Raw genomic sequence first — 19813 nt, forward strand, 5'->3', positions numbered from 1 at the left:
AACGGAGAGCCGGACGAGAGGGACGCCGTCATGCGGCACGCGCGCGTGCGCACTCACCGAGTGCACAGCCACGCGCACGCGTATTCCTCAACATCACCGGACCTCACTCACAGTGGAGTGCACCTGCCATGCAGGCTTCTCGCATCGCTTCTCGTGTCGCCGCCGCCACCGCCGTCGCGGGCTCGGCCGTTCTCGCCCTGTCCGTCCCCGCCTTCGCGCACGTCTCCGTGCAGCCCGAGGGGACCGCGGCCAAGGGCGGCTGGGCGGTCGTCGACTTCAAGGTTCCCAACGAGCGCGACAACGCCTCGACGACCAAGCTCGAGGTGAACCTCCCGACCGACCACCCGCTGGCCTCGGTCATGCCCGAGCCGGTCCCCGGCTGGACCGCGAAGGTCACCAAGTCCAAGCTGGACAAGCCGCTGACGATGCACGGCGAGAAGATCGACGAGGCTGTCACCAAGGTCGTCTGGACCACCGACGGCAAGGGCATCCAGCCCGGCTTCTTCCAGAAGTTCCCGCTCTCCGTCGGCGCCCTGCCCGAGGACACCGACCAGCTCGTCTTCAAGGCGATCCAGACGTACTCCAACAAGGAGGTCGTGCGCTGGATCGAGGTGCCGCAGGAGGGCCGGGAGGAGCCGGAGAACCCGGCCCCGGTGCTGGAGCTGTCCGCCGCCACCGACGACCACCACGGCGCGGCGGGTGCCAAGGACGACTCCGACGAGACCGACGGCAAGACCGGGGAGACGGCCGCCGCCGAGGAGTCGGAGGGCGGCAGTGACACCACCGCACGCGTGCTCGGCGTGGTCGGCATCGTCGTCGGCGCCGCGGGCGTGGCCTACGGCGTCCTCGCGGGCCGCCGCCGGACCGCCGCCTGACCCACCGTTCCGCACGGGCGCAGGGGGTCGTGCGACGCTGTCGTACGACCCCGGCGCGCGCCGGAGTTCTCACATCTGGGACATTTCTCCATGCACAAGAAGACGTTCGCCGCGGCGGCGCTGCTCGCCGCCGCCGCTCTGCCCCTCTCCGCCTGCGGCAGCGGGAACGACGGCAGGTCACCGGTCGCCGTGGTCTCGGAGGAGTCCGACTCGGGCAAGGCCGCCACCGTCCTCGACCGGCCGTTCGAGAAGCCCGACCTCGTCCTCACCGACACGCACGGCGAGAAGTACGACCTCCGCAAGGAGACCAAGGGCCACCCGACGCTGGTCTACTTCGGCTACACGCACTGCCCCGACATCTGCCCGACGACGATGAGCAACATCGCCGTCGCCAAGAAGGCGCTGCCCAAGGCCGGGCAGAACGACCTCAGGGTCGTGTTCGTCACCACCGACCCCGGCCGTGACACCCCCGCCGAGCTGGGCAAGTGGCTCAAGGGCATCGACCCGCGGTTCATCGGCCTGACCGGCGACTTCGCCACGATCCAGGCCGGTGCCCGCTCCGTCGGCATCTCCGTGGAGCCGACGACCAAGGACAAGAAGGGCAAGCTCGTCTCGGTGCACGGCACGCAGGTCATCGCGTTCTCCCCGAAGACCGACGGCGGTTACGTCCTCTACGGCGAGGACACCACGGTCGACGACTACACCAAGGACCTGCCCAAGCTCGCCGAGGGAGCGAAGCCGTGAGGCGTGCCGTCCTGACCACGGCCGCCCTCACCGGTGCCCTCGCCCTCGCGGGCTGCTCAGGGTCCGGCTCCGGCTCCGGTAAAGCAGACCTGTCCGTCAGCTCCCCCTACATGCCCCAGCCGGTCTCCGCCGACATGGCCGCCGGCTTCCTGACGATCACCAACAAGGGCGGGGCGAAGGACGAGCTGACCTCGATCACCAGTGACGTCGCCGGCCAGGTCACCCTGCACGGCACCGTCGGCGGCGCCATGACGGAGAAGACCTCCTTCGCCATACCGGCCCACGGTCGACTCGTGTTCGAAAGCGGGGGCAACCATCTGATGTTCGAGAAGCTGAAGCACAAGCCGAAGCAGGGCCAGACGGTCACCGTGAAGCTCACTTTCGCCAGGTCCGGACCCCTCACCGTCGAGATGCCGGTGAAGTCCGCCACGTACAACCCGACGACCGGCCACTGAGGGAGGGACCACCTTGACGCGGACCATCACCCCCCGCCTGCGGACCCTGGTGCTGCTGTTCCTCGCCGTCACCGGCGCGCTGCTGGCCGGCGCCGGACCGGCCTCCGCGCACGCGGCACTGACCGGCAGCGACCCCGCGCAGGGGGTGGTGGTCACGAAGGCGCCCACCCAGGTGTCGCTCACCTTCTCCGAGAAGGTGGCGATGAGCGACGACTCCCTGCGCGTGCTCGACCCCAAGGGCAAACCGGTCCAGCGGGGCGGACCCGCCAACGTGAGCGGGACGACCTACGCCGTGCGGCTCAAGAGCGGACTGGACAAGGGCACCTATACGGTCACCTACCAGGTCGTCTCGGCCGACAGCCACCCCGTCTCCGGCGCCTACACCTTCTCCGTCGGGGCGCCCTCGCAGACCGTCGTCTCCGCTGCCGGGCCGGCCGCGGGCGGCGGAGTCGTGGGCGGGCTCTACGCGTTCGGCCGGTATGTGTCCTACGCCGGCTTCCTCGCGCTGGCGGGCGGCGCGGCCTTCGTGCTCCTCTGCTGGCAGCGCGGCGCGGGCGTACGGGCCGTGCAGCGGCTGGTCGTCGGCGGCTGGCTGGCGCTCACCGCGGCCACCCTGTGGCTGCTGGTCCTGCGCGGCTCGTACACCACCTCGGGCAAGGTCGCCGACGTCTTCGACCTCGATCTGCTCGGCCAGGTCCTCCAGACGAAGACCGGTGCCGCGCTGGTCTCCCGGCTGCTGCTGCTCGCCGCCGCCGCGCTGTTCGTCGCCGTCCTGTTCGGCGCCTACCACCGGCGCGAGGACGGCCAGGAGAAGCGTGACCTGACGTTCGGGCTCGCCATCGGCGGGTTCGTCGTCGCCGCCGGGCTCGCGTCCAGCTGGGCGATGGCCGAGCACGCCTCGGTCGGACTCCAGGCGGGCATCGCCATGCCGGTCGACGTCGTCCACCTGCTCGCCGCCGCCGCGTGGCTGGGCGGCCTCACCGCTCTCCTGGTCGCCCTGTACCGGGCACCCGCCGAGGCCCCGGTCGAGGCGACCGCCGTGCGGCGCTTCTCCCGGCTGGCCTTCGGCTCGGTCATCACGCTCGTCGCCACCGGCACCTACCAGTCCTGGCGGCAGCTCGGCTCCTGGTCGGCGTTGACCGGCACCGGGTACGGGCAGCTGCTGCTGGTCAAGATCGCCCTGGTGGCGGTGCTGGTCGGCGTCGCCTCGACATCACGGCGGTGGACGGGGCGGCTCGGCACGGCCGCGACGGCCAAGATCACAGGGGCGGAGAGGGAGCGGGTGGCCTCCGCCATGGCCAAGCAGAGCTCCGATGCGGGCCAGGGGGCGAAGGCGGCGGCCGTCGCCGGTGACGGCGAGGTGACCGGTACCGGGGGCTCCCAGCGGGCCGCCCAGCTCGCCCGGCAGCGGGCCGCGATCGACGCCGCCCGGCAGAAGCGGCTCAGGGAAGCCGACCCGGACCGCTTCGGACTGCGCCGCTCGGTGTTCGCCGAGGCCGGAGTCGCGGTCGTCCTGCTCGCCGTCACCACCGCGCTGACGCAGACCGAGCCGGGCCGCACCGAGCAGGAGGCCAGGGCCGTCACGTCCTCTTCCTCCAGCTCGTCGTCCTCCCCGTCCGGGGCGCTGACCCTGGACATGCCCTTCGACACCGGCGGCACCGACGGCAAGGGTGTCGTCAGCGTCGACCTCGACCCCGCGCGCGTGGGCGGCAACGAGATGCACGTGTACGTCCAGCGGCCCAACGGGCGGGCCTTCGACGTCCCCGAGGTGAAGGTCTCCTTCACCCTCGAGGCGAAGAAGATCGGCCCGCTTCCCGTGAACCCCGACCACCTCGCCACCGGCCACTGGTCGGCGAACGGAGTGCAGATCCCCATGGCCGGCGACTGGAAGATCGCCGTCACCGTGCGCACCTCCGACATCGACCAGGTGACCGTCTCCAAGAACGCTCAGATCGGCTGAACGACACCATGCCCGACCAGTCCATCCCGGAGGCCCGTACGCCCGAGTCCGCGGTGCGGGCGCCCGTCCCCGACAGCGGCCGCGGCGTCTCCCGGCGCGCGCTGCTCGGCACCGCGGGGGCCACCGGGCTCGTACTCGGCACGGCCGGCGGGGCAGTGGGCTATGCCGCCGCGCCCGCCCAGGCCACTCCGCTGACCTCGGTGGGCTCCGACCGGGTGACGTTTCACGGGAAACATCAGCCCGGCATCACCGAGAGACTTCAGGCCCGCGGACATCTCGTGGCCTTCGACCTGACGGCGGGCGCGGGCCGCAAGGAGGCGGCTGCCCTGCTGCGCCGCTGGTCGGCGACGGCCGAGCGGCTGATGGCGGGCGAGGCCGCCCCGCACGACGACACCGGCGTGGCCCGGGACGCGGGCCCCTCCTCGCTGACGATCACCTTCGGCTTCGGGCACAGCTTCTTCGGCAGGACCGGCCTGGAGAAGCAGCGGCCGGCCGCCCTGGACCCGCTGCCGGACTTCTCCTCCGACCACCTCGACAAGGCGCGCAGCGACGGTGATCTGTGGGTGCAGATCGGCGCGAACGACGCCCTGGTCGCCTTCCACGCCCTGCGCGCGATCCAGAAGGACGCCGGCTCGGCCGCGCGGGTGCGCTGGCAGATGAACGGCTTCAACCGCACTCCGGGCGCCACCGCCCACCCCATGACGGCCCGCAACCTCATGGGCCAGCTCGACGGCACCCGCAACCCCAAGCCGGCCGACTCCGACTTCGAGAAGCGGATCTTCGTGCCGGCCTCGGGCGGACCCGCGTGGATGGCGAACGGCTCCTACGCCGTCGTACGCCGCATCCGGATGCTCCTGGACGACTGGGAGAAGCTGTCGCTCTCCGCTCAGGAGCAGGTCATCGGACGCCGCAAGGCCGATGGAGCGCCGCTGTCCGGGGGCGACGAGACGACCGCGATGGACCTGGACAAGACCGACGCCAAGGGCGAGTACGTCGTCCCGGTCAACGCGCACGCCCGGATCACCCGGCCCGACCGGAACGGCGGCGCGGCGATGCTGCGGCGCCCGTTCTCCTACCATGACGGGATCGACGCGGACGGCACGCCCGACGCCGGTCTGCTCTTCATCTGCTGGCAGGCGGACCCGCTGCGCGGCTTCGTACCGGTGCAGCGCAAGCTCGACCGGGGCGACGCGCTGTCGCAGTACATCCGGCACGAGGCGAGCGGGCTGTTCGCCGTGCCGGGCGGAGCGGCGAACGGCGAATACGTGGGTCAGCGGCTCCTGGAGGGCTGATCCGGATGCAAACCACCCGGACGGGTGGCTGTCGTGAGATGGATACGCCGGGCCGCGGTGCCGCCATTAGGGTGAGGACATGCCAGCGAGCTATGCGTATCTCGGCCCGGAGGGCACCTTCACCGAAGTGGCCCTGCGGACACTCCCGGAAGCGGCCACCCGGGAGCTGCTCCCGTATGTGTCGGTGCAGTCCGCGCTGGACGCGGTACGGGCCGGCGAGGCCGAGGCGGCGTTCGTACCGATCGAGAACTCCGTCGAGGGCGGCATCACCACCACCCTGGACGAGCTGGTCGCGGGCGAACCACTGATGATCTACCGCGAGGTGCTGCTGTCGATCACCTTCGCGCTGCTGGTCCGGCCGGGCACGAAGCTCTCGGACATCAAGACGGTCTCCGCCCACCCGGCGGCCCAGCCGCAGGTGCGCAACTGGCTGCGCGGGCACCTCCCGGACGCCACGTGGGAGTCGGCCGCCTCCAACGCGGACGCCGCACGCCTGGTCCAGGAGGGCCGGTACGACGCCGCCTTCGCGGGCGAGTTCGCCGCCGCCCGGTACGGCCTCGAGGCCCTGGAGACCGGGATCCACGACGCGGAGAACGCGCAGACCCGGTTCGTGCTGGTCGGTCGTCCGGCCCGGCCCGCCGCGCCGACCGGCGCCGACAAGACCTCGGTGGTGCTGTGGCAGCGCGACGACCACCCCGGCGCCCTGCGCGACCTGCTCGGCGAGTTCGCCTCGCGCGGTATCAACCTCATGCTGCTGCAGTCCCGGCCGACGGGTGCCGGTATCGGCAATTACTGCTTCTGCATCGACGCCGAGGGCCACATCTCGGACCGGCGGATGGCAGAGGCGCTGATGGGGCTGAAGCGGATCTGTCTCCAGGTGCGCTTCCTCGGCTCCTACCCGCGCGCCGGCATCGCGCCGGACGAGGCCCGGCCGACGCTGCCGGGGACGTCGGACGAGGCGTTCATGGCGGCGGCGGACTGGGTGGCCCGCTGCCAGGACGGCCGTTTCTAGTCGGTCGTACCTGCGCATCCTCGTTATCCACAGACGTTATCCACAGGTGCCCTTCTCGACCTGGGGACAAGTCGACAAGGAAGCGCCATTCCGTCGACAAATCGCCGTACATCCCTCAGACGGGGCGGCCGTCACCCGAGTCACCCTTCGTCCACCCTTTTCCTTTGGTTCATCTTTTAGGGCGACCGTTTTCCACCCGAAAGTGGGCGTCGACGGGCTTTGACCGGGCAATTCTTCAGTCCGTTCGAGGCTACCGGAGTGATCCATTCCGAAATCCACAGACCTTCCACACAGCCTGTGGATAACTCTTCAGGGGGTGGGGATTCCTGTGGACAACCGGCACCCAAGTCCCGTTCCGCACAAGGGAATCCAGTCAACCGGGCGCCCGAGCCTGCCCCGCCCCAGGGAAGGTGACCCTTTCCCTTGACACGTTCGGCATATGACACATAACGGTACGTAAGCCGCGCCTCAGAACTCCCGGGAATAGCGATTCGTGAGCCGCAACCCCGCACCGGTAGCCTTGGCCCCGTGATTGACCTTCGCCTGCTCCGTGAGGACCCCGACCGTGTGCGCGCGTCCCAGCGCGCCCGTGGAGAGGACGTCGCGCTCGTCGACGCTCTCCTGTCTGCCGACGAGCGGCGCAGGTCCTCCGGCGTCCGCTTCGACGAGCTGCGTGCCGAACAGAAGCAGCTCGGCAAGCTGATCCCCAAGGCCTCCGGCGACGAGAAGGCCGACCTGCTCAAGCGGGCCGAGCAGCTGAAGGCCGACGTCAAGGCCGCCGACGCCGAGCGCGACACGGCGGACACCGAGACCCAGCAGCTGCTGCTCCAGCTCGGCAACCTCGTCCATCCCGACGTGCCCGTCGGCGGCGAGGAGGACTTCGTCACGCTGGAGACACACGGCACGATCCGCGACTTCGGTGCCGAGGGCTTCGAGCCCAAGGACCACCTGGAGCTGGGCCAGCTGCTCGGCGCGATCGACGTCGAGCGCGGCGCCAAGGTCTCCGGCTCCCGCTTCTACTTCCTCACCGGCGTCGGCGCCCTGCTGGAGCTGGCCCTGGTGAACGCGGCCATCGCCCAGGCGACCGCGGCCGGTTTCACCCCCATGCTCACCCCGGCGCTGGTGCGCCCCCAGTCCATGGCGGGCACCGGCTTCCTCGGCCAGGCGGCCCAGGACGTCTACCACCTCGACAAGGACGATCTCTACCTCGTCGGCACCTCCGAGGTCCCGCTCGCCGCGTACCACATGGACGAGATCATCGACGCGGACCGCCTCCCGCTGCGCTACGCGGGCTTCTCGCCCTGCTTCCGCCGTGAGGCCGGCTCGCACGGCAAGGACACCAAGGGCATCTTCCGCGTCCACCAGTTCGACAAGGTCGAGATGTTCTCGTACGTCACTCCCGAGGACTCCCAGGCCGAGCACCAGCGGCTGCTGGAGTGGGAGAAGCAGTGGCTGACCTCGCTGGAGCTGCCGTTCCGCGTCATCGACGTCGCCTCCGGTGACCTCGGCGCCTCGGCCGCCCGCAAGTACGACTGCGAGGCCTGGATCCCCACCCAGGGCAAGTACCGCGAGCTGACCTCGACCTCGGACTGCACCGAGTTCCAGTCCCGCCGGCTGTCCATCCGGGTCCGCGAGGGCAAGCAGGTCCGCCCGCTGGCCACGCTCAACGGCACGCTGTGCGCCGTACCGCGCACGATCGTGGCGATCCTGGAGAACCACCAGCAGGCCGACGGCTCGGTCCGCGTGCCCGAGGTCCTGCGCCCCTACCTGGGCGGCCGGGAGGTTCTGGAGCCGGTGTCCCGTTGAGCTTCCCGTACGGGCTGATCGCCACCGACCTCGACGGAACGCTCCTGCGCTCCGACGAGTCGATCTCGCAGCGCACCCGTGACGCGCTCGCCGCGGCCACCGCGGCGGGCGCCGCGCACATCGTCGTCACCGGCCGCGCGGTCCCCTGGACCCGGCACATCCTGGACGACCTCGGCTACGACGGCCTCGCCGTCTGCGGCCAGGGCGCCCAGGTCTACGACGCCGGAGCGCACCGCCTGCTGACCTCCGTGACCCTGGACCGGCAGCTGGCGGGGGTCGCCCTGGCCAAGATCGAGGCCGAGGTGGGACCGCTGTACCTGGCGGCCAGCCGCGACGGCCTCGACGGCGAGGTGCTGGTGGGGCCGGGATACGCGGTCACGGGCACCCTGCCCGCCATCCCCTTCACGGACGCGTCCGATCTCTGGACCGCGCCGCTGAACAAGATCTACCTACAGCATCCGACGCTGGGCGACGACGAGCTGGCGGAGGCCGCCCGGCAGGCGGCCGGGGGCTTCGTCACGGTGGCCATGGCGGGTGAGGGCATCGTGGAACTGCTGCCCCTCGGCCTGTCCAAGGCCACGGGGCTGTCGTTGGCGGCCCGCCGTCTCGGCCTGAAAGCGGACGACACCATCGCCTTCGGGGACATGCCCAACGACATCCCGATGTTCGCCTGGGCATCGCGGGGCGTGGCGATGGCCAACGCCCACGAGGAGCTCAGGGCGGTGGCCGACGAGGTGACGACCTCCAACGAGGAGGACGGCATCGCGGTGGTGCTGGAGCGGTTGCTGGGCTGAATCCCGGCTTCGGCGGAGGATGCACGTATCGAACGTGCGCGGGCTTTCCAGCCCGACCTTGCTTGCTTCTGATCCAACACAGCGCAAGCCAGTGCCTTACCACTCGGCCAATCCTCCGGGTGGGCGGCCCACGCGAGAGCGACCTCGCGTGCTCGAAGCGGCCGCCCCGGGCAGCTCCCATGGCTTCACGGAGGGGTAGCGATCACTCCGGAGCCGGCCTCGGGCTGCCCTGGCGGGAGCTGGGCGTACTGCCGTGCATGGGCACCGCCCACCTCCTCTCCCAGAACGCGGCGCCGGGACGATCCCGGCGGATGGGGCACAACCACTGTGCCCCGCCGCCGAGTCGGACGCCACCGAATAAGAGGGCTGCCCGCCGGCGGCCTACTCCTCGCCCGCCAGCGTCAGGGATCGCAGCTTCTGGCCGGCGTACCAGGTGGCCAGGACGGTGACCGCCACCAGCAGCACGGTGGCCGTCGGCAGGCCCACGTCGGAGGTCACCAGATCCCCGCCGGCCATCTTGTGGGCGACGGCGAGCGACCACTGCTGGACGCTCAGCGTGCGCGCGCCGGGCACCAGGGAGCCGAACAGTGCCTCCCAGACCAGCGCGTAGACGAGTCCGAAGACCACCGCGTGCCGGGAGACCGTGCCCAGTAGCAGGAACAGGGCCGAGTAGGCGATGGAGGAGACCAGCGCGGCGACCGTGTAGGCGACGGCGATCTGCTGGCCGTTGCCGTTCAGGACGAGACCCGCGATCAGGGTCGGCACCGCCGAGAAGACCATGGTCACGGCGATGGCGACGATGAGCTTGGTGAGGATGATCGTGGGCCGCTTGAGCGGCTTGGACAACAGGTAGACGACGGAGCCGTCGTCGATCTCCGGGCCGATCGCGCCCGTACCCGCGATGACGCCGATGATCGGCACCATGGTGGCGAGAGCGAAGCCGCCGAGGACGTCGGAGGCCGTCTGGTCGTCGGCTCCGGTCAGGCCGCGCACGGCCACGGAGATCACGATCAGCAGCAGGGGCAGCGCGCCGAGGATGAGGGCGCGGCGGCGGCCGAGCAGGGCTCGGTAGGTGAGCCGGGCGACGGTGGGGTCGTACATATTCGGCCTCCTACGCCGCGACCAGGTACGAGAAGACGGACTCGAGGGACTCGTCGGACGGCGAGACCGTGAGCAGCCGGATGCCGTGGTCCCTGGCGACCTTCGGCAGCAGGGCCGTGAAGCGGCCGAAGTCGACGGCCTGGATGCGCAGCGCGCCCTCGGTGACGTCGACCTCGATGCCGGATGTGGACGGGTCGGCGATCAGCGCGGCCGCGAGGGCGCGGTCGTCGCTGGAGCGCACCAGGTAGCGGTGCGGGCGGTCGGTCATCAGGCGGCGGATCCTGCGGAAGTCGCCGCTGGCCGCGTGCCGTCCGGCGACGACCACCTCGATGTGCCGTGCGAGCTGTTCGACCTCCTCGAGGATGTGCGAGGAGAACAGCACCGTGCGGCCCTCGTCGCCCATCTTCCGCAGCAGGTCCATCAGTTGCATGCGCTGGCGCGGGTCCATGCCGTTGAACGGCTCGTCGAGCAGTAGCAGCGAGGGATCGTGGACCAGCGCGGAAGCCATCTTCACACGCTGCCGCATGCCCTTGGAGTACGTGGAGATCTGCCGGTCCTGCGCATACTCCATCTCGACCGTGGCGAGGGCGCGTTGTGCCGCCTTGCCCCCGAGGCCGTGCAACTCGGCGTTGGCGACGACGAATTCGCGGCCGGTGAGGAAGTCGTACATCGCCTCGCGTTCGGGGACGATGCCGATGTGCCGGTAGATGGCCTCGTTGCGCCACACCGGCTGTCCGTCGAGGGTGACCGTGCCGGTGGAGGGGGCGAGGAAGCCGCCCATCATGTTGATCAGGGTGGACTTGCCGGCGCCGTTGGGGCCGAGCAGGCCGGTGACGCCGGGGCCGATGGTCATGGTGATGTCGTTGACGGCGACCACGTTGCCGAACCAGCGGGAGACGTGGTCGATGCTGAGCGTGGTCACAGTCCCACCTTCTGGTAGCGGCGGATCAGGAGGCCGTAGCAGGCCGCGATCAGGCCCAGGACGAAGGCGACGTACACCACGCCCTCGCCGCTGGACGGGCCGGCCCCGGGGAAGGAGGAGCTGCCGCCGAGCAGGGCGGACTGCACGCCGTCGATCAGCGTGACGGGCGAGAACAGGCCGATCCACGGCACGGTGCCGCTGCTGCCCTGGGCGTCCGCGATGGCCTGGAGGGTGGAGACCGCGCCATAGGAGATCGTCATCACGGCGATCACGGCGGCGATGCCGAAGCCGCGGCGCGGGGTGATGGCGGCGATGACCAGGCCGATGCCGGCGAAGAGCAGCGAGAGCAGAGCCACGGAGACCAGTCCCTGGGCGAATTCCTTGGTCTGGTGGGCGAAGCCCATCTTGGCGAGCAGTGAGCCCACGTACATCACCAGCAGCGGGACGCCGGTGAGCAGGAACAGGGCCGAGGCGAGCGCCGCGAACTTCGCCCGCACGTAGTCGGCCGTCTCGATGGGCCGCGAGAAGTACAGCGGTACGGTCTTGAAGCGCAGGTCGCGGGAGACGGACTGGGGTGCCTGCGCGGCGACGTACAGGCTGATCACGGCCTGCATGATGATCGCGTAACGGGTGTAGGACACCGGCAGTTCGTGCGCCTTGGTGGCGACCGCCACGGCCACCATGATGGCGGCGGGCACGCACATCACCGCGAACAGCAGCATCGGCAGCACCTTGGACTTCGCCGAGCGGCCGAGGCCGTAGGCGCCGCGCAGGGACTGCGAGTACAGGGAGCGGCGGGCGTAGGCGCGGCCGAGGCGCGGGCCGTCGTAGCCGCGGTATCCGATGTCGTGGATGCGGGTCTGGTCGCCGGTCGGCGAAGCCAGGGGATACTCAGCCGCCATGGCCGACGGCCTCCTTCCGCTGCTCGTCGCTGTTGGTGAACACCTCGGAGATGTGGTGCCGGCGCTGCTCCATGCGCACCAGCCCGAGGCCGAGGTCGGCCACCACGTCCCGGACGAGGTCGTACGTCTCCTCGCCCTCGGCGGTCAGCAGCAGGATGTGTCCGGCGCCGGGCAGTCCGCCCGCCTCGGCGTGGATGTCGACCCCGCGCGCGTGGAGCGCCTCGCGGACCGCGCGGGTGCCGTCGGGGTGGGTGTCGTTGTCGGTGACCTCGATCGCGAGGGTGGTCGTGGTCTGCGTGAAGTCGGTGGTGGAGCTGGAGCGCAGCAGCTTGCCGCCGTCGATGACGACGACGTGGTCGCAGGTGCGTTCCAGCTCGCCGAGCAGGTGGGAGGTGACCAGGACCGAGATGCCGAAGTCGGTGTGGATGCGGCGGATCAGGCCCAGCATCTCGTCGCGGCCGACGGGGTCGAGGCCGTTGGTCGGCTCGTCAAGGAAGACCAGCTGCGGGTCGTGCACCAGGGCCTGGGCCAGCTTCACCCGCTGCTTCATGCCGGTCGAGTAGCCGCCGATGGGGCGGTAGCGCTCCTCGTACAGACCGACGTGGCGCAGGGTGTCCGCGGTGCGCTCGCGCGCGGCGGTGGGCGGCAGGCCGGACATGCGCGCCATGTGGACGACGAACTCGGTGGCCGAGACGTCGGGCGGCAGGCAGTCGTGTTCCGGCATGTACCCGACACGCTCACGGATGGCGGCGCCCTTGGTGGCGACGTCGAGGCCGAGCACCTCGGCGCGTCCCTCCGTGGCGGGGGACAGACCCAGCAGGATCTTGATCAGGGTGGACTTGCCGGCGCCGTTGGCCCCGACGAGTCCGGTCACACCGGGCCCGATGTCCACGGACAGCCGGTCGAGCGCGGTCACCCGGGGGAACCGCTTGCTCAGGCTTTCGGTAGCGATCACAGTCACGTCTACGACGGTAGTGATCCGGACCACGCCGGTCGTCAGACCTCAGAGCCGTCTTCGCGTCAGACTCGAGTCGTACGGGGCCCTAAGGGATCCCCTGCCCGAGCGGTACCGGCGGCCCGCCCACCGTGCGTCCTCCACAGCCCTCACCCCCTATTGACGCCGCCTCTAACAACTGTCACATTCACCAGTGTCAAGTTACGGACACGTACCGCGGTCGACGGGACGGGGCGGCATGACGACGGCAGTGAACAGCGAATCCTCCGTTGAGCTACGGGGGTTCAGGCGGGTGCAGCGCCTCGCCTATGAATGCGCGGAGGCGGTCGCGGCGCGGCTGGAGCCGGGCGTGACCGAGCGCGAGGCGGCGCGGATGCAGCGGGAGTGGCTGCGCGAGCGCGGCGTGCGGGACTGGTTCCATCTGCCCTTCGCCTGGTTCGGGGACCGTACGGCGTTCGTGAACTTCCGCGTCCCGCTGCAGTTCTTCCCCACCGACCGCGCGCTGGCGCCCGGGATGCCGTTCATCCTGGACATGGCCCCGGTGTACGAGGGTTACACGGCGGACATCGGCTATTCGGGCTCGCTCGGCGCCAACCCGGTACAGGACCGGCTGATGGCCGACCTGGAGGCGCACCGGGAGCTGATCGTGCGCGAGGTGCGCGAGCGGCGCCCGCTGCGGGAGATCTACGAGGACGTGGACCGGCTCATGGTCAGCCAGGGCTACGCCAACCGGCACCGCGCCTACCCCTTCGGCGTGATCGCCCACAAGGTCGACCGGGTGAAGCAGCGCCGCTGGTCGCCCCGCCTCTTCGGATTCGGCGCACAGTCCCTGAAGGGCCTGGCCGCGGACGCGCTGCGCGGCCACCGCGAGGGCTGGTCACCGCTGTGGTCGCCGTACCGCTTCTCCGACCACCCGCCGCGGCCGGGCCTGTGGGCCGTCGAACCGCACCTCGGCTTCCGGGGTACGGGCGCGAAGTTCGAGGAGATCCTCGTGGTCACCGACTCCCGGGACCCCGAGGAGAGCGCGTTCTGGCTGGACGACGATCTGCCGCACGTGCGGCGCTGGGCGGAGGACAAGTGACACTGCGAGACGCGCGGGAGCGCTGGGTACGGACCGGCGGGGTCGAGCTGTGCGTGGCGGAGCTGGGCGACCCGGACCAGCCGACGGTGGTACTGGTGCACGGCTACCCGGACAGCAAGGAGGTGTGGTCGGAGGTCGCCGCCCGCCTGGCGGACCGCTTCCACGTGGTCCTCTACGACGTCCGGGGCCACGGCCGCTCCACGGCACCCCGGCCACTGCGCGGTGGCTTCACGCTCGCCAAGCTCACCGATGACTTCCTGGCGGTCGTGGACGAGGTCAGCCCGGACCGGCCGGTGCACCTCGTCGGACACGACTGGGGCTCGGTGCAGTCCTGGGAGTTCGTCACCATCGGCCGCACCGAGGGCCGTATCGCCTCCTTCACCTCCATGTCCGGGCCCTCGCTGGACCACTTCGGGCACTGGATCAACGCGCGCGTGAAGCGTCCGACGCCCCGCCGGATCGGGCAGCTCCTCGGGCAGGGAGCCAAGTCCTGGTACGTCTACCTGCTGCACACGCCCGTTCTGCCGGAGCTGGCCTGGCGCGGGCCGCTCGGCAAGCGCTGGCCGAAGATCCTGGAGCGGGTCGAGCGGGTCCCCGGCGGCGACTACCCGACGACCTCCCTGCCCACCGACGCGGCGCACGGCGCCTGGCTGTACCGGGACAACGTCCGGGCCCGGCTGCGCAGGCCGCGTCCGGACGCGTACGCCCACGCGCCCGTACAGCTCATCACGCCCCAGGGAGACGCGTTTCTCTCGGAGCGGCTCTACGACGACCTGGGGCAGTGGGTGCCGCGGCTGACCCGCCGCACGCTCCCGGCGAAGCACTGGATCCCGCGCACCCGCCCCGACCAGCTGTCGGCCTGGATCGGGGAATTCGTCATGTCCGTGGAAGGCGGCCGTCCCGCGCCGAAGGCCACCGGCCGCCATGCCGACCGGTTCGGCGGGCAGCTGGTCCTGGTCAACGGTGCGGGCAGCGGCATCGGACGGGCGACGGCGTTCGCGTTCGCGGAGGCCGGTGCGCGCGTGGTGGCCGTCGACCGCGATGCCGGGGCCGCGGCCCGCACCGCCGAGCTGTCCCGGCTGATCGGCGCCCCCCAGGCCTGGGCCGAGACGGCCGACGTCTCCGACGAGCAGGCCATGGAGAAGCTCGCGGAGAAGGTCCACCGCGAGTACGGCGTGCTGGATGTGCTGGTCAACAACGCGGGCATCGGCCTGTCGGGCTCCTTCTTCGCCACGACGACCGAAGACTGGCGCAAGGTCCTCGACGTGAATCTCTGGGGCGTGATCCACGGCTGCCGGCTCTTCGGAGCCCGCATGGCCGAGCGCGGGCAGGGGGGCCACATCGTCAACATCGCTTCGGCGGCGGCGTACCAGCCCTCCCGTGCCCTTCCGGCCTACAGCACCTCCAAGGCGGCCGTGCTGATGCTCTCCGAGTGTCTGCGCGCCGAACTCGCCGGCCAGGACATCGGGGTCAGCGCGATCTGCCCCGGCTTCGTCAACACCAACATCACCTCCACGGCCCGCTTCGCCGGTGTCGACGCGGCCGAGGAACGACGCCGGCAGAAGAGCTCGGCCCGCCTGTACGGCATGCGCAACTACCCACCGGAGAAGGTGGCCGAGGCGATCCTGGACGCGGTGACCCGCAACAAGGCGGTGGTACCGGTGACCCCCGAGGCCCGCGGCGCCCACCTCCTGTCCCGCTTCCTGCCGGGGACCCTGCGGCGGATAGCGCGGGTGGAACCGAGGTTGTGAGCGCGAGGGGACCTGCGCCGTCGTCCGTGGGGCCGTCTCCCCGCCAGCAGGGCCGGGGAGGCATGTCGCGCCGTTCCCCGCACCCTGGGAGCTTCGGCGAACGAGCGCAGCGGCGGCACCGCACCTGCGGTGGCTGCGGGCGGTCGTACCGCTGGGGCGGCGCCCGTCCCCAGGCAAAGCAGGCGCGGGCAAGCGGCCCGCCTCCCGCCCCCCTCGCCCACCAGCCAAGGACACCGAGCATGCCCGACCCCCCGGCCCGGAACACCTACCGCATCGAAGACCTGGCCCACCGCACCCGCACCACCGTAAGGACCATCCGCGCCTACCAGGACCGCGGCCTCCTCCCCCGCCCCGAACGCCAAGGCCGGGCCAACCTCTACTCACAGGCCCACGTCACCCGGCTCCAGCAGATCGCCCACCTCCTCGACCGCGGCTACACGCTCGCCTCGATCAAGGAACTGCTGGACGCCTGGGACACCGGCCGCGGCCTGGGCGGTGTCCTCGGCCTGGTCACCGAGGTGGAGGGCCCCTGGACGGACGAGCAGCCCGACCGCCTCACCCGCGCCGAACTGAACGCCCGCTTCGGTGGCGTGCCCGACGAGGACGCCGTGGCGGAGGCGATCGAACTCGGTGTACTGGAGAGGGTCGACGGCGACCCCGACACCTTCCTCGTACCGAGTCCCCAAGAACTGTCCGTGGCCGCCGAGTTGCACGCCGCAGGGGTTCCACTGACCGCGATCTCGAGTCACCTGCGGGAGTTGAGAGGACAGGTCGAGCACATCGCCGCCCGTTTCCTGGAGTTCACCACCGAGTACGTCTTCGCCCACTACCTGGACGCTCCCGAGCACCGCACGGACGCACACGCGGCAGAAGCCGCCTCGCTCGTACGTCGGCTGCGCCCTCTCGCCCAGCACGCCGTGGACGCCGAACTGGCGCGCGCCATGCGCGTGTTCGCCACACGCCACCTCCGGGCCCATCTGGGCTCCGGGAAGCCCACGCAAGCGCGCCCGGACGCCCGAGTCGTCCCCCTCCCCGCGGAAACGATCGACGCCGTGGAGAGGCTCGTCGGCCGGGAGCACGCTGCCGAGTTCATCGCGCTGGCGGCCGAACGTGAACTACGGGCACGGCGATTGGACCATCTGGCCGCACCCGGCGTCACTACAGTCAGAGTTGACGAAGCACCGTGAAACGAGGCCTGGTTGTCCACACATTCGTCAAGTCGCCTGTGGATAACCGCACTTGTTTGTGGATCAAACCTACGAACGAAAACAACCTGCGTGATCCACGTCTCTGCCGCACGCTGGACCCATGGATGAAAGACGTACCGTCAGGGTGTCGAAGTACCTCTCCAGACACCTGCGCCACCAACCGGAGCGCATCGGCCTCACGCCGGACCAGGGCGGCTGGGTGGAGATCGACACGCTGATCGCCGCGGCCAGCGCCCACGGATTCCGGTTCACCCGCGAGGAACTGGACCACGTGGTGGCCGCCAACGACAAGCAGCGCTTCGTGATCGAGGGCACCAGAATTCGTGCCAGTCAGGGCCACAGCATCGAGGTCGACCTCGGCCTGCCCCCCGCGACCCCGCCTCCGTACCTCTACCACGGAACCGTCGCCCGCAACCTGGACGTGATCCGGGCCGAGGGCCTCAAGCCCATGAACCGGCACGCCGTCCACCTCTCGGCCGACCGGGAGACCGCCACCCGTGTAGGTGCCCGCCGTGGCCGACCCGTGGTGCTCACCGTCGACGCCGGCGCCATGCACCGCGACGGCCACGTGTTCCACATCAGCGCCAACGGAGTCTGGCTGACCCAGGCCGTACCGCCGTGCTACCTGCGGTTCCCTGGTCCCCGTTGACATCGGGCGCGGACCTGCGGGTCGTGATCGCCGGTATGGACCACGTGCCCGCGCACCTGCCGGCCGTCCAGGCCGCCGTCACCGCCCGCGCGACGCGCTGATCACGGTCGAGGACGTCGAATGCCCCGGTATCCCGCGCCGACACCCCCGCCTTCCTCCGCTCCGTCTTCGAGGGCCCCGCCACGTCACGATGCGCCGCCTCCCGCCCGGTTACCGTCTGGCCGTCCCGCTGCCGGCGACCGCGCGCACACAAGGAGCACATCCCGAGGATCCCGATCAGCCCGTGGCCGAGCAACCGCAAACGGTGACCGTTTCGCTCGCCGTCGGTGGGCCGCTTACGCTCGGGCGCATGAGTCTGCGTCTGAGCACCGTGATCCTCCCGTACCGCCGCTGGAGCGAAGGCGGCCGTTCGGCCTGGATGCGGGCCGAGGAGCTCGGCTTCCACACCGCGTACAGCTACGACCACCTGTCCTGGCGCAGCTTCCGTGACGGCCCGTGGTTCGGTGCGATCCCGACCCTGACCGCCGCCGCGGCCGTCACCGACCGGCTGCGCCTCGGCACGCTGGTGACCTCGCCCAACTTCCGGCACCCGGTGACCCTCGCCAAGGAGCTGATCTCCCTCGACGACATCTCCGGCGGCCGGGTCACCCTGGGCATCGGCGCCGGCGGCACCGGATTCGACGCGACCGCCCTCGGCCAGGAGCCGTGGAGCCCACGAGAGCGCGCCGACCGGTTCGCCGAGTTCGTGCCGCTGCTCGACCGGCTGCTCACCGAGGACGCGGTGTCGCACGAGGGCCGGTTCTACTCGGCGCACGAGGCGCGGAACATCCCGGGCTGCGTGCAGCGGCCCCGGCTGCCGTTCGCGGTGGCGGCCACCGGCCCGCGCGGCCTCGAGCTCGCCGCGCGGTACGGCCAGGCGTGGGTGACCACCGGCGACCCGAAGCTGTACGAGACCGGTACGCCGGAGCAGTCCGTCGAGGCCCTGCGCGGGCAGGTCGGCAAGCTGTCCGAGGCGTGCGCGGCCGCCGGGCGGGACGTCGCGGACCTGCACAAGATCCTGCTCACCGGCTTCACCCCGGACCGCAGCCGACCGCTTGACTCACTGGACGCCTTCGTGGACTTCGCCGGCCGGCACCAGGAGCTGGGCTTCACCGAGATCGTGATCCACTGGCCCATCCCGGACTCCGACTTCGCCGCGGACCACAAGGTCTTCGAACAGATCGCCATGGAGACCACCGCACAGCTGGGCTGACACACAAGGGAGTCAGCCATTTCCCGGTGCAAGGAGCGTCATCTGTGTCTCATCTGGGCGGAGTGCCGCACGGCCGTTCGGGCATATGCGCGAGAATGACCGGGTGACCTCAGCGACCAGACAGCCCGGGACCCCTGCCGCCGCCACACCCGCGCGGCTGATCGCCACCGACCTCGACGGCACTTTGCTGCGTGACGACAAGTCGGTCTCCCCCCGGACGGTCGCCGCACTGGCCGCCGCCGAGGAGGCGGGCATCGAGGTCTTCTTCGTCACCGGCCGCCCGGCCCGCTGGATGGACGTCGTCAGCGATCACGTCCACGGCCACGGCCTGGCCATCTGCGGCAACGGCGCCGCCGTGGTCGACCTGCACGGCGGCCCGGGTGCCCACCGCTTCGTCAAGGTGCGCGAGCTGGCCCGGGAGAACGCCCTGGACGCCGTACGGCTGCTGCGCGATGCGGCACCCGGCACGGTGTTCGCGGTCGAGCAGACGTACGGCTTCCACCAGGAGCCGGACTATCCCAAGCTGCACATGGAGATACCCGACAATCTCCTGCCCGCCGAGAAACTCCTCGCGCCCGACGGCCCGGCCGCCGACCAGCCCGTGCTCAAGATCCTCGCCTACCACCCCACCCTCGACCCCGACGCCTTCCTCACCCTCGCCCGTCTGGCGATCGGCGACCACGCCAACGTCACCCGCTCCAGCCCCAGCGCCCTGCTGGAGATCAGCGGCCCCGGCGTCTCCAAGGCCAGCACCCTCGCCCTGTGCTGCGCCGAACGCGGCATCTCGCACGAGGAGGTCGTGGCCTTCGGTGACATGCCCAACGACGTCGAGATGCTGACCTGGGCCGGCCGGTCGTACGCGATGGGCAACGCCCACCCGGACGTCATCGCCGCCGCATCGGGCTGTACGGTCGCGAACAACGAGGACGGCGTGGCGGTCGTGATCGAGCACCTACTCGCGGCCCGCGGCTAGACCACCGCGGTTTCCGGTACGGCTGAGACTGATCAGTCCTTTCTGTCCGGGAAAACCGAGCGCCCGCGGAACCTCCCGTGC

General features: G+C 70.8%; 18 protein-coding genes and 1 tRNA gene. 14 read left to right on the forward strand and 5 right to left on the reverse strand.

The features are described 5' to 3' along the window. Positions 1-128: 128 nt before the first annotated feature. The 8 genes from ABZ079_RS06470 to ABZ079_RS06505 all read left to right on the forward strand — a co-directional run bounded on the left by ABZ079_RS06470 (position 129) and on the right by ABZ079_RS06505 (position 8938). Positions 129-875, forward strand: coding sequence for a YcnI family protein (locus ABZ079_RS06470; RefSeq protein ID WP_356938274.1), 747 nt, complete (start codon positions 129-131; stop codon positions 873-875). A 90-nt stretch (positions 876-965) separates the two neighbouring features. After that, a complete protein-coding gene (locus ABZ079_RS06475) occupies positions 966-1619 on the forward strand; it encodes an SCO family protein (protein ID WP_356938275.1) in 654 nt (217 codons plus the stop codon). Beyond that, entirely contained in the window at positions 1616-2074 is a 459-nt protein-coding gene (locus ABZ079_RS06480) for a copper chaperone PCu(A)C (RefSeq protein WP_356938276.1), read from the forward strand. Before ABZ079_RS06475 ends, ABZ079_RS06480 begins: the two co-directional genes overlap by 4 nt. A gap of 13 nt (positions 2075-2087) precedes the next feature. Continuing rightward, on the forward strand, positions 2088-4034 hold the full coding sequence (locus tag ABZ079_RS06485) for a copper resistance protein CopC (RefSeq protein WP_356938277.1): 1947 nt from the start codon (positions 2088-2090) through the stop codon (positions 4032-4034). Positions 4035-4042: 8 nt separating this feature from the next. Further along, on the forward strand, positions 4043-5326 hold the full coding sequence (gene efeB / locus ABZ079_RS06490; RefSeq protein WP_356938278.1) for an iron uptake transporter deferrochelatase/peroxidase subunit: 1284 nt from the start codon (positions 4043-4045) through the stop codon (positions 5324-5326). A 79-nt stretch (positions 5327-5405) separates the two neighbouring features. Further along, entirely contained in the window at positions 5406-6338 is a 933-nt protein-coding gene (gene pheA / locus ABZ079_RS06495; RefSeq protein ID WP_356938279.1) for a prephenate dehydratase, read from the forward strand. A gap of 528 nt (positions 6339-6866) precedes the next feature. Next, a complete protein-coding gene (gene serS, locus ABZ079_RS06500; RefSeq protein WP_356938280.1) occupies positions 6867-8144 on the forward strand; it encodes a serine--tRNA ligase in 1278 nt (425 codons plus the stop codon). Further along, positions 8141-8938, forward strand: a complete 798-nt coding sequence (locus tag ABZ079_RS06505) for an HAD-IIB family hydrolase (protein ID WP_356938281.1) — start codon at positions 8141-8143, stop codon at positions 8936-8938. Before serS ends, ABZ079_RS06505 begins: the two co-directional genes overlap by 4 nt. Positions 8939-8951: 13 nt before the next feature. Here ABZ079_RS06505 and ABZ079_RS06510 read toward each other — a convergent pair. The 5 genes from ABZ079_RS06510 to ABZ079_RS06530 form a co-directional block, all read right to left on the reverse strand. Then, positions 8952-9055, reverse strand: a tRNA-OTHER gene (locus tag ABZ079_RS06510). A gap of 264 nt (positions 9056-9319) precedes the next feature. Beyond that, positions 9320-10039 carry an ABC transporter permease gene (locus tag ABZ079_RS06515; RefSeq protein ID WP_356938282.1) on the reverse strand — a complete coding sequence of 240 codons (720 nt, stop codon included), beginning with the start codon at positions 10037-10039 and terminating at the stop codon, positions 9320-9322. Positions 10040-10049: 10 nt separating this feature from the next. Further along, positions 10050-10961: an ABC transporter ATP-binding protein gene (locus ABZ079_RS06520; RefSeq protein ID WP_356938283.1), complete on the reverse strand. Its 912-nt coding sequence runs from the start codon at positions 10959-10961 to the stop codon at positions 10050-10052. Then, a complete protein-coding gene (locus ABZ079_RS06525; RefSeq protein ID WP_356938284.1) occupies positions 10958-11863 on the reverse strand; it encodes an ABC transporter permease in 906 nt (301 codons plus the stop codon). The genes ABZ079_RS06520 and ABZ079_RS06525 overlap by 4 nt, the downstream gene beginning before the upstream one ends. Continuing rightward, positions 11853-12818, reverse strand: coding sequence for an ABC transporter ATP-binding protein (locus ABZ079_RS06530; protein ID WP_356938582.1), 966 nt, complete (start codon positions 12816-12818; stop codon positions 11853-11855). The genes ABZ079_RS06525 and ABZ079_RS06530 overlap by 11 nt, the downstream gene beginning before the upstream one ends. A gap of 238 nt (positions 12819-13056) precedes the next feature. Here ABZ079_RS06530 and ABZ079_RS06535 point away from each other — a divergent pair, with 238 nt between their 5' ends. From ABZ079_RS06535 to ABZ079_RS06560, 6 genes are all read left to right on the forward strand, one after another. Beyond that, a complete protein-coding gene (locus tag ABZ079_RS06535; protein WP_356938285.1) occupies positions 13057-13899 on the forward strand; it encodes a M24 family metallopeptidase in 843 nt (280 codons plus the stop codon). Beyond that, positions 13896-15650: an SDR family oxidoreductase gene (locus ABZ079_RS06540; protein ID WP_356938286.1), complete on the forward strand. Its 1755-nt coding sequence runs from the start codon at positions 13896-13898 to the stop codon at positions 15648-15650. The genes ABZ079_RS06535 and ABZ079_RS06540 overlap by 4 nt, the downstream gene beginning before the upstream one ends. Before the next feature lie 239 nt (positions 15651-15889). Then, positions 15890-16837, forward strand: coding sequence for a MerR family transcriptional regulator (locus ABZ079_RS06545; RefSeq protein WP_356938287.1), 948 nt, complete (start codon positions 15890-15892; stop codon positions 16835-16837). Positions 16838-16958: 121 nt separating this feature from the next. Further along, positions 16959-17507: an RNA 2'-phosphotransferase gene (locus ABZ079_RS06550; RefSeq protein WP_356938288.1), complete on the forward strand. Its 549-nt coding sequence runs from the start codon at positions 16959-16961 to the stop codon at positions 17505-17507. A 349-nt stretch (positions 17508-17856) separates the two neighbouring features. Beyond that, positions 17857-18759, forward strand: a complete 903-nt coding sequence (locus ABZ079_RS06555; RefSeq protein WP_356938289.1) for an LLM class flavin-dependent oxidoreductase — start codon at positions 17857-17859, stop codon at positions 18757-18759. A gap of 85 nt (positions 18760-18844) precedes the next feature. Then, on the forward strand, positions 18845-19732 hold the full coding sequence (locus tag ABZ079_RS06560) for a Cof-type HAD-IIB family hydrolase (protein ID WP_356938290.1): 888 nt from the start codon (positions 18845-18847) through the stop codon (positions 19730-19732). Positions 19733-19813: the final 81 nt, after the last annotated feature.

The sequence above is a fragment of the Streptomyces sp. NPDC006314 genome (assembly GCF_040613075.1).
Lineage (GTDB): Bacteria > Actinomycetota > Actinomycetes > Streptomycetales > Streptomycetaceae > Streptomyces.

Bases quoted from the DNA above. Each gene is read 5' to 3' on its own strand.
- ABZ079_RS06470 (WP_356938274.1), top strand. From the start codon at position 129: ATGCAGGCTTCTCGCATCGCTTCTCGTGTCGCCGCCGCCACCGCCGTC.
- ABZ079_RS06475 (WP_356938275.1), top strand. From the start codon at position 966: ATGCACAAGAAGACGTTCGCCGCGGCGGCGCTGCTCGCCGCCGCCGCT.
- efeB (WP_356938278.1), top strand. From the start codon at position 4,043: ATGCCCGACCAGTCCATCCCGGAGGCCCGTACGCCCGAGTCCGCGGTG.
- pheA (WP_356938279.1), top strand. From the start codon at position 5,406: ATGCCAGCGAGCTATGCGTATCTCGGCCCGGAGGGCACCTTCACCGAA.
- ABZ079_RS06515 (WP_356938282.1), bottom strand. From the start codon at position 10,039: ATGTACGACCCCACCGTCGCCCGGCTCACCTACCGAGCCCTGCTCGGC.
- ABZ079_RS06525 (WP_356938284.1), bottom strand. From the start codon at position 11,863: ATGGCGGCTGAGTATCCCCTGGCTTCGCCGACCGGCGACCAGACCCGC.
- ABZ079_RS06535 (WP_356938285.1), top strand. From the start codon at position 13,057: ATGACGACGGCAGTGAACAGCGAATCCTCCGTTGAGCTACGGGGGTTC.
- ABZ079_RS06545 (WP_356938287.1), top strand. From the start codon at position 15,890: ATGCCCGACCCCCCGGCCCGGAACACCTACCGCATCGAAGACCTGGCC.
- ABZ079_RS06550 (WP_356938288.1), top strand. From the start codon at position 16,959: ATGGATGAAAGACGTACCGTCAGGGTGTCGAAGTACCTCTCCAGACAC.
- ABZ079_RS06555 (WP_356938289.1), top strand. From the start codon at position 17,857: ATGAGTCTGCGTCTGAGCACCGTGATCCTCCCGTACCGCCGCTGGAGC.
- ABZ079_RS06560 (WP_356938290.1), top strand. From the start codon at position 18,845: ATGCGCGAGAATGACCGGGTGACCTCAGCGACCAGACAGCCCGGGACC.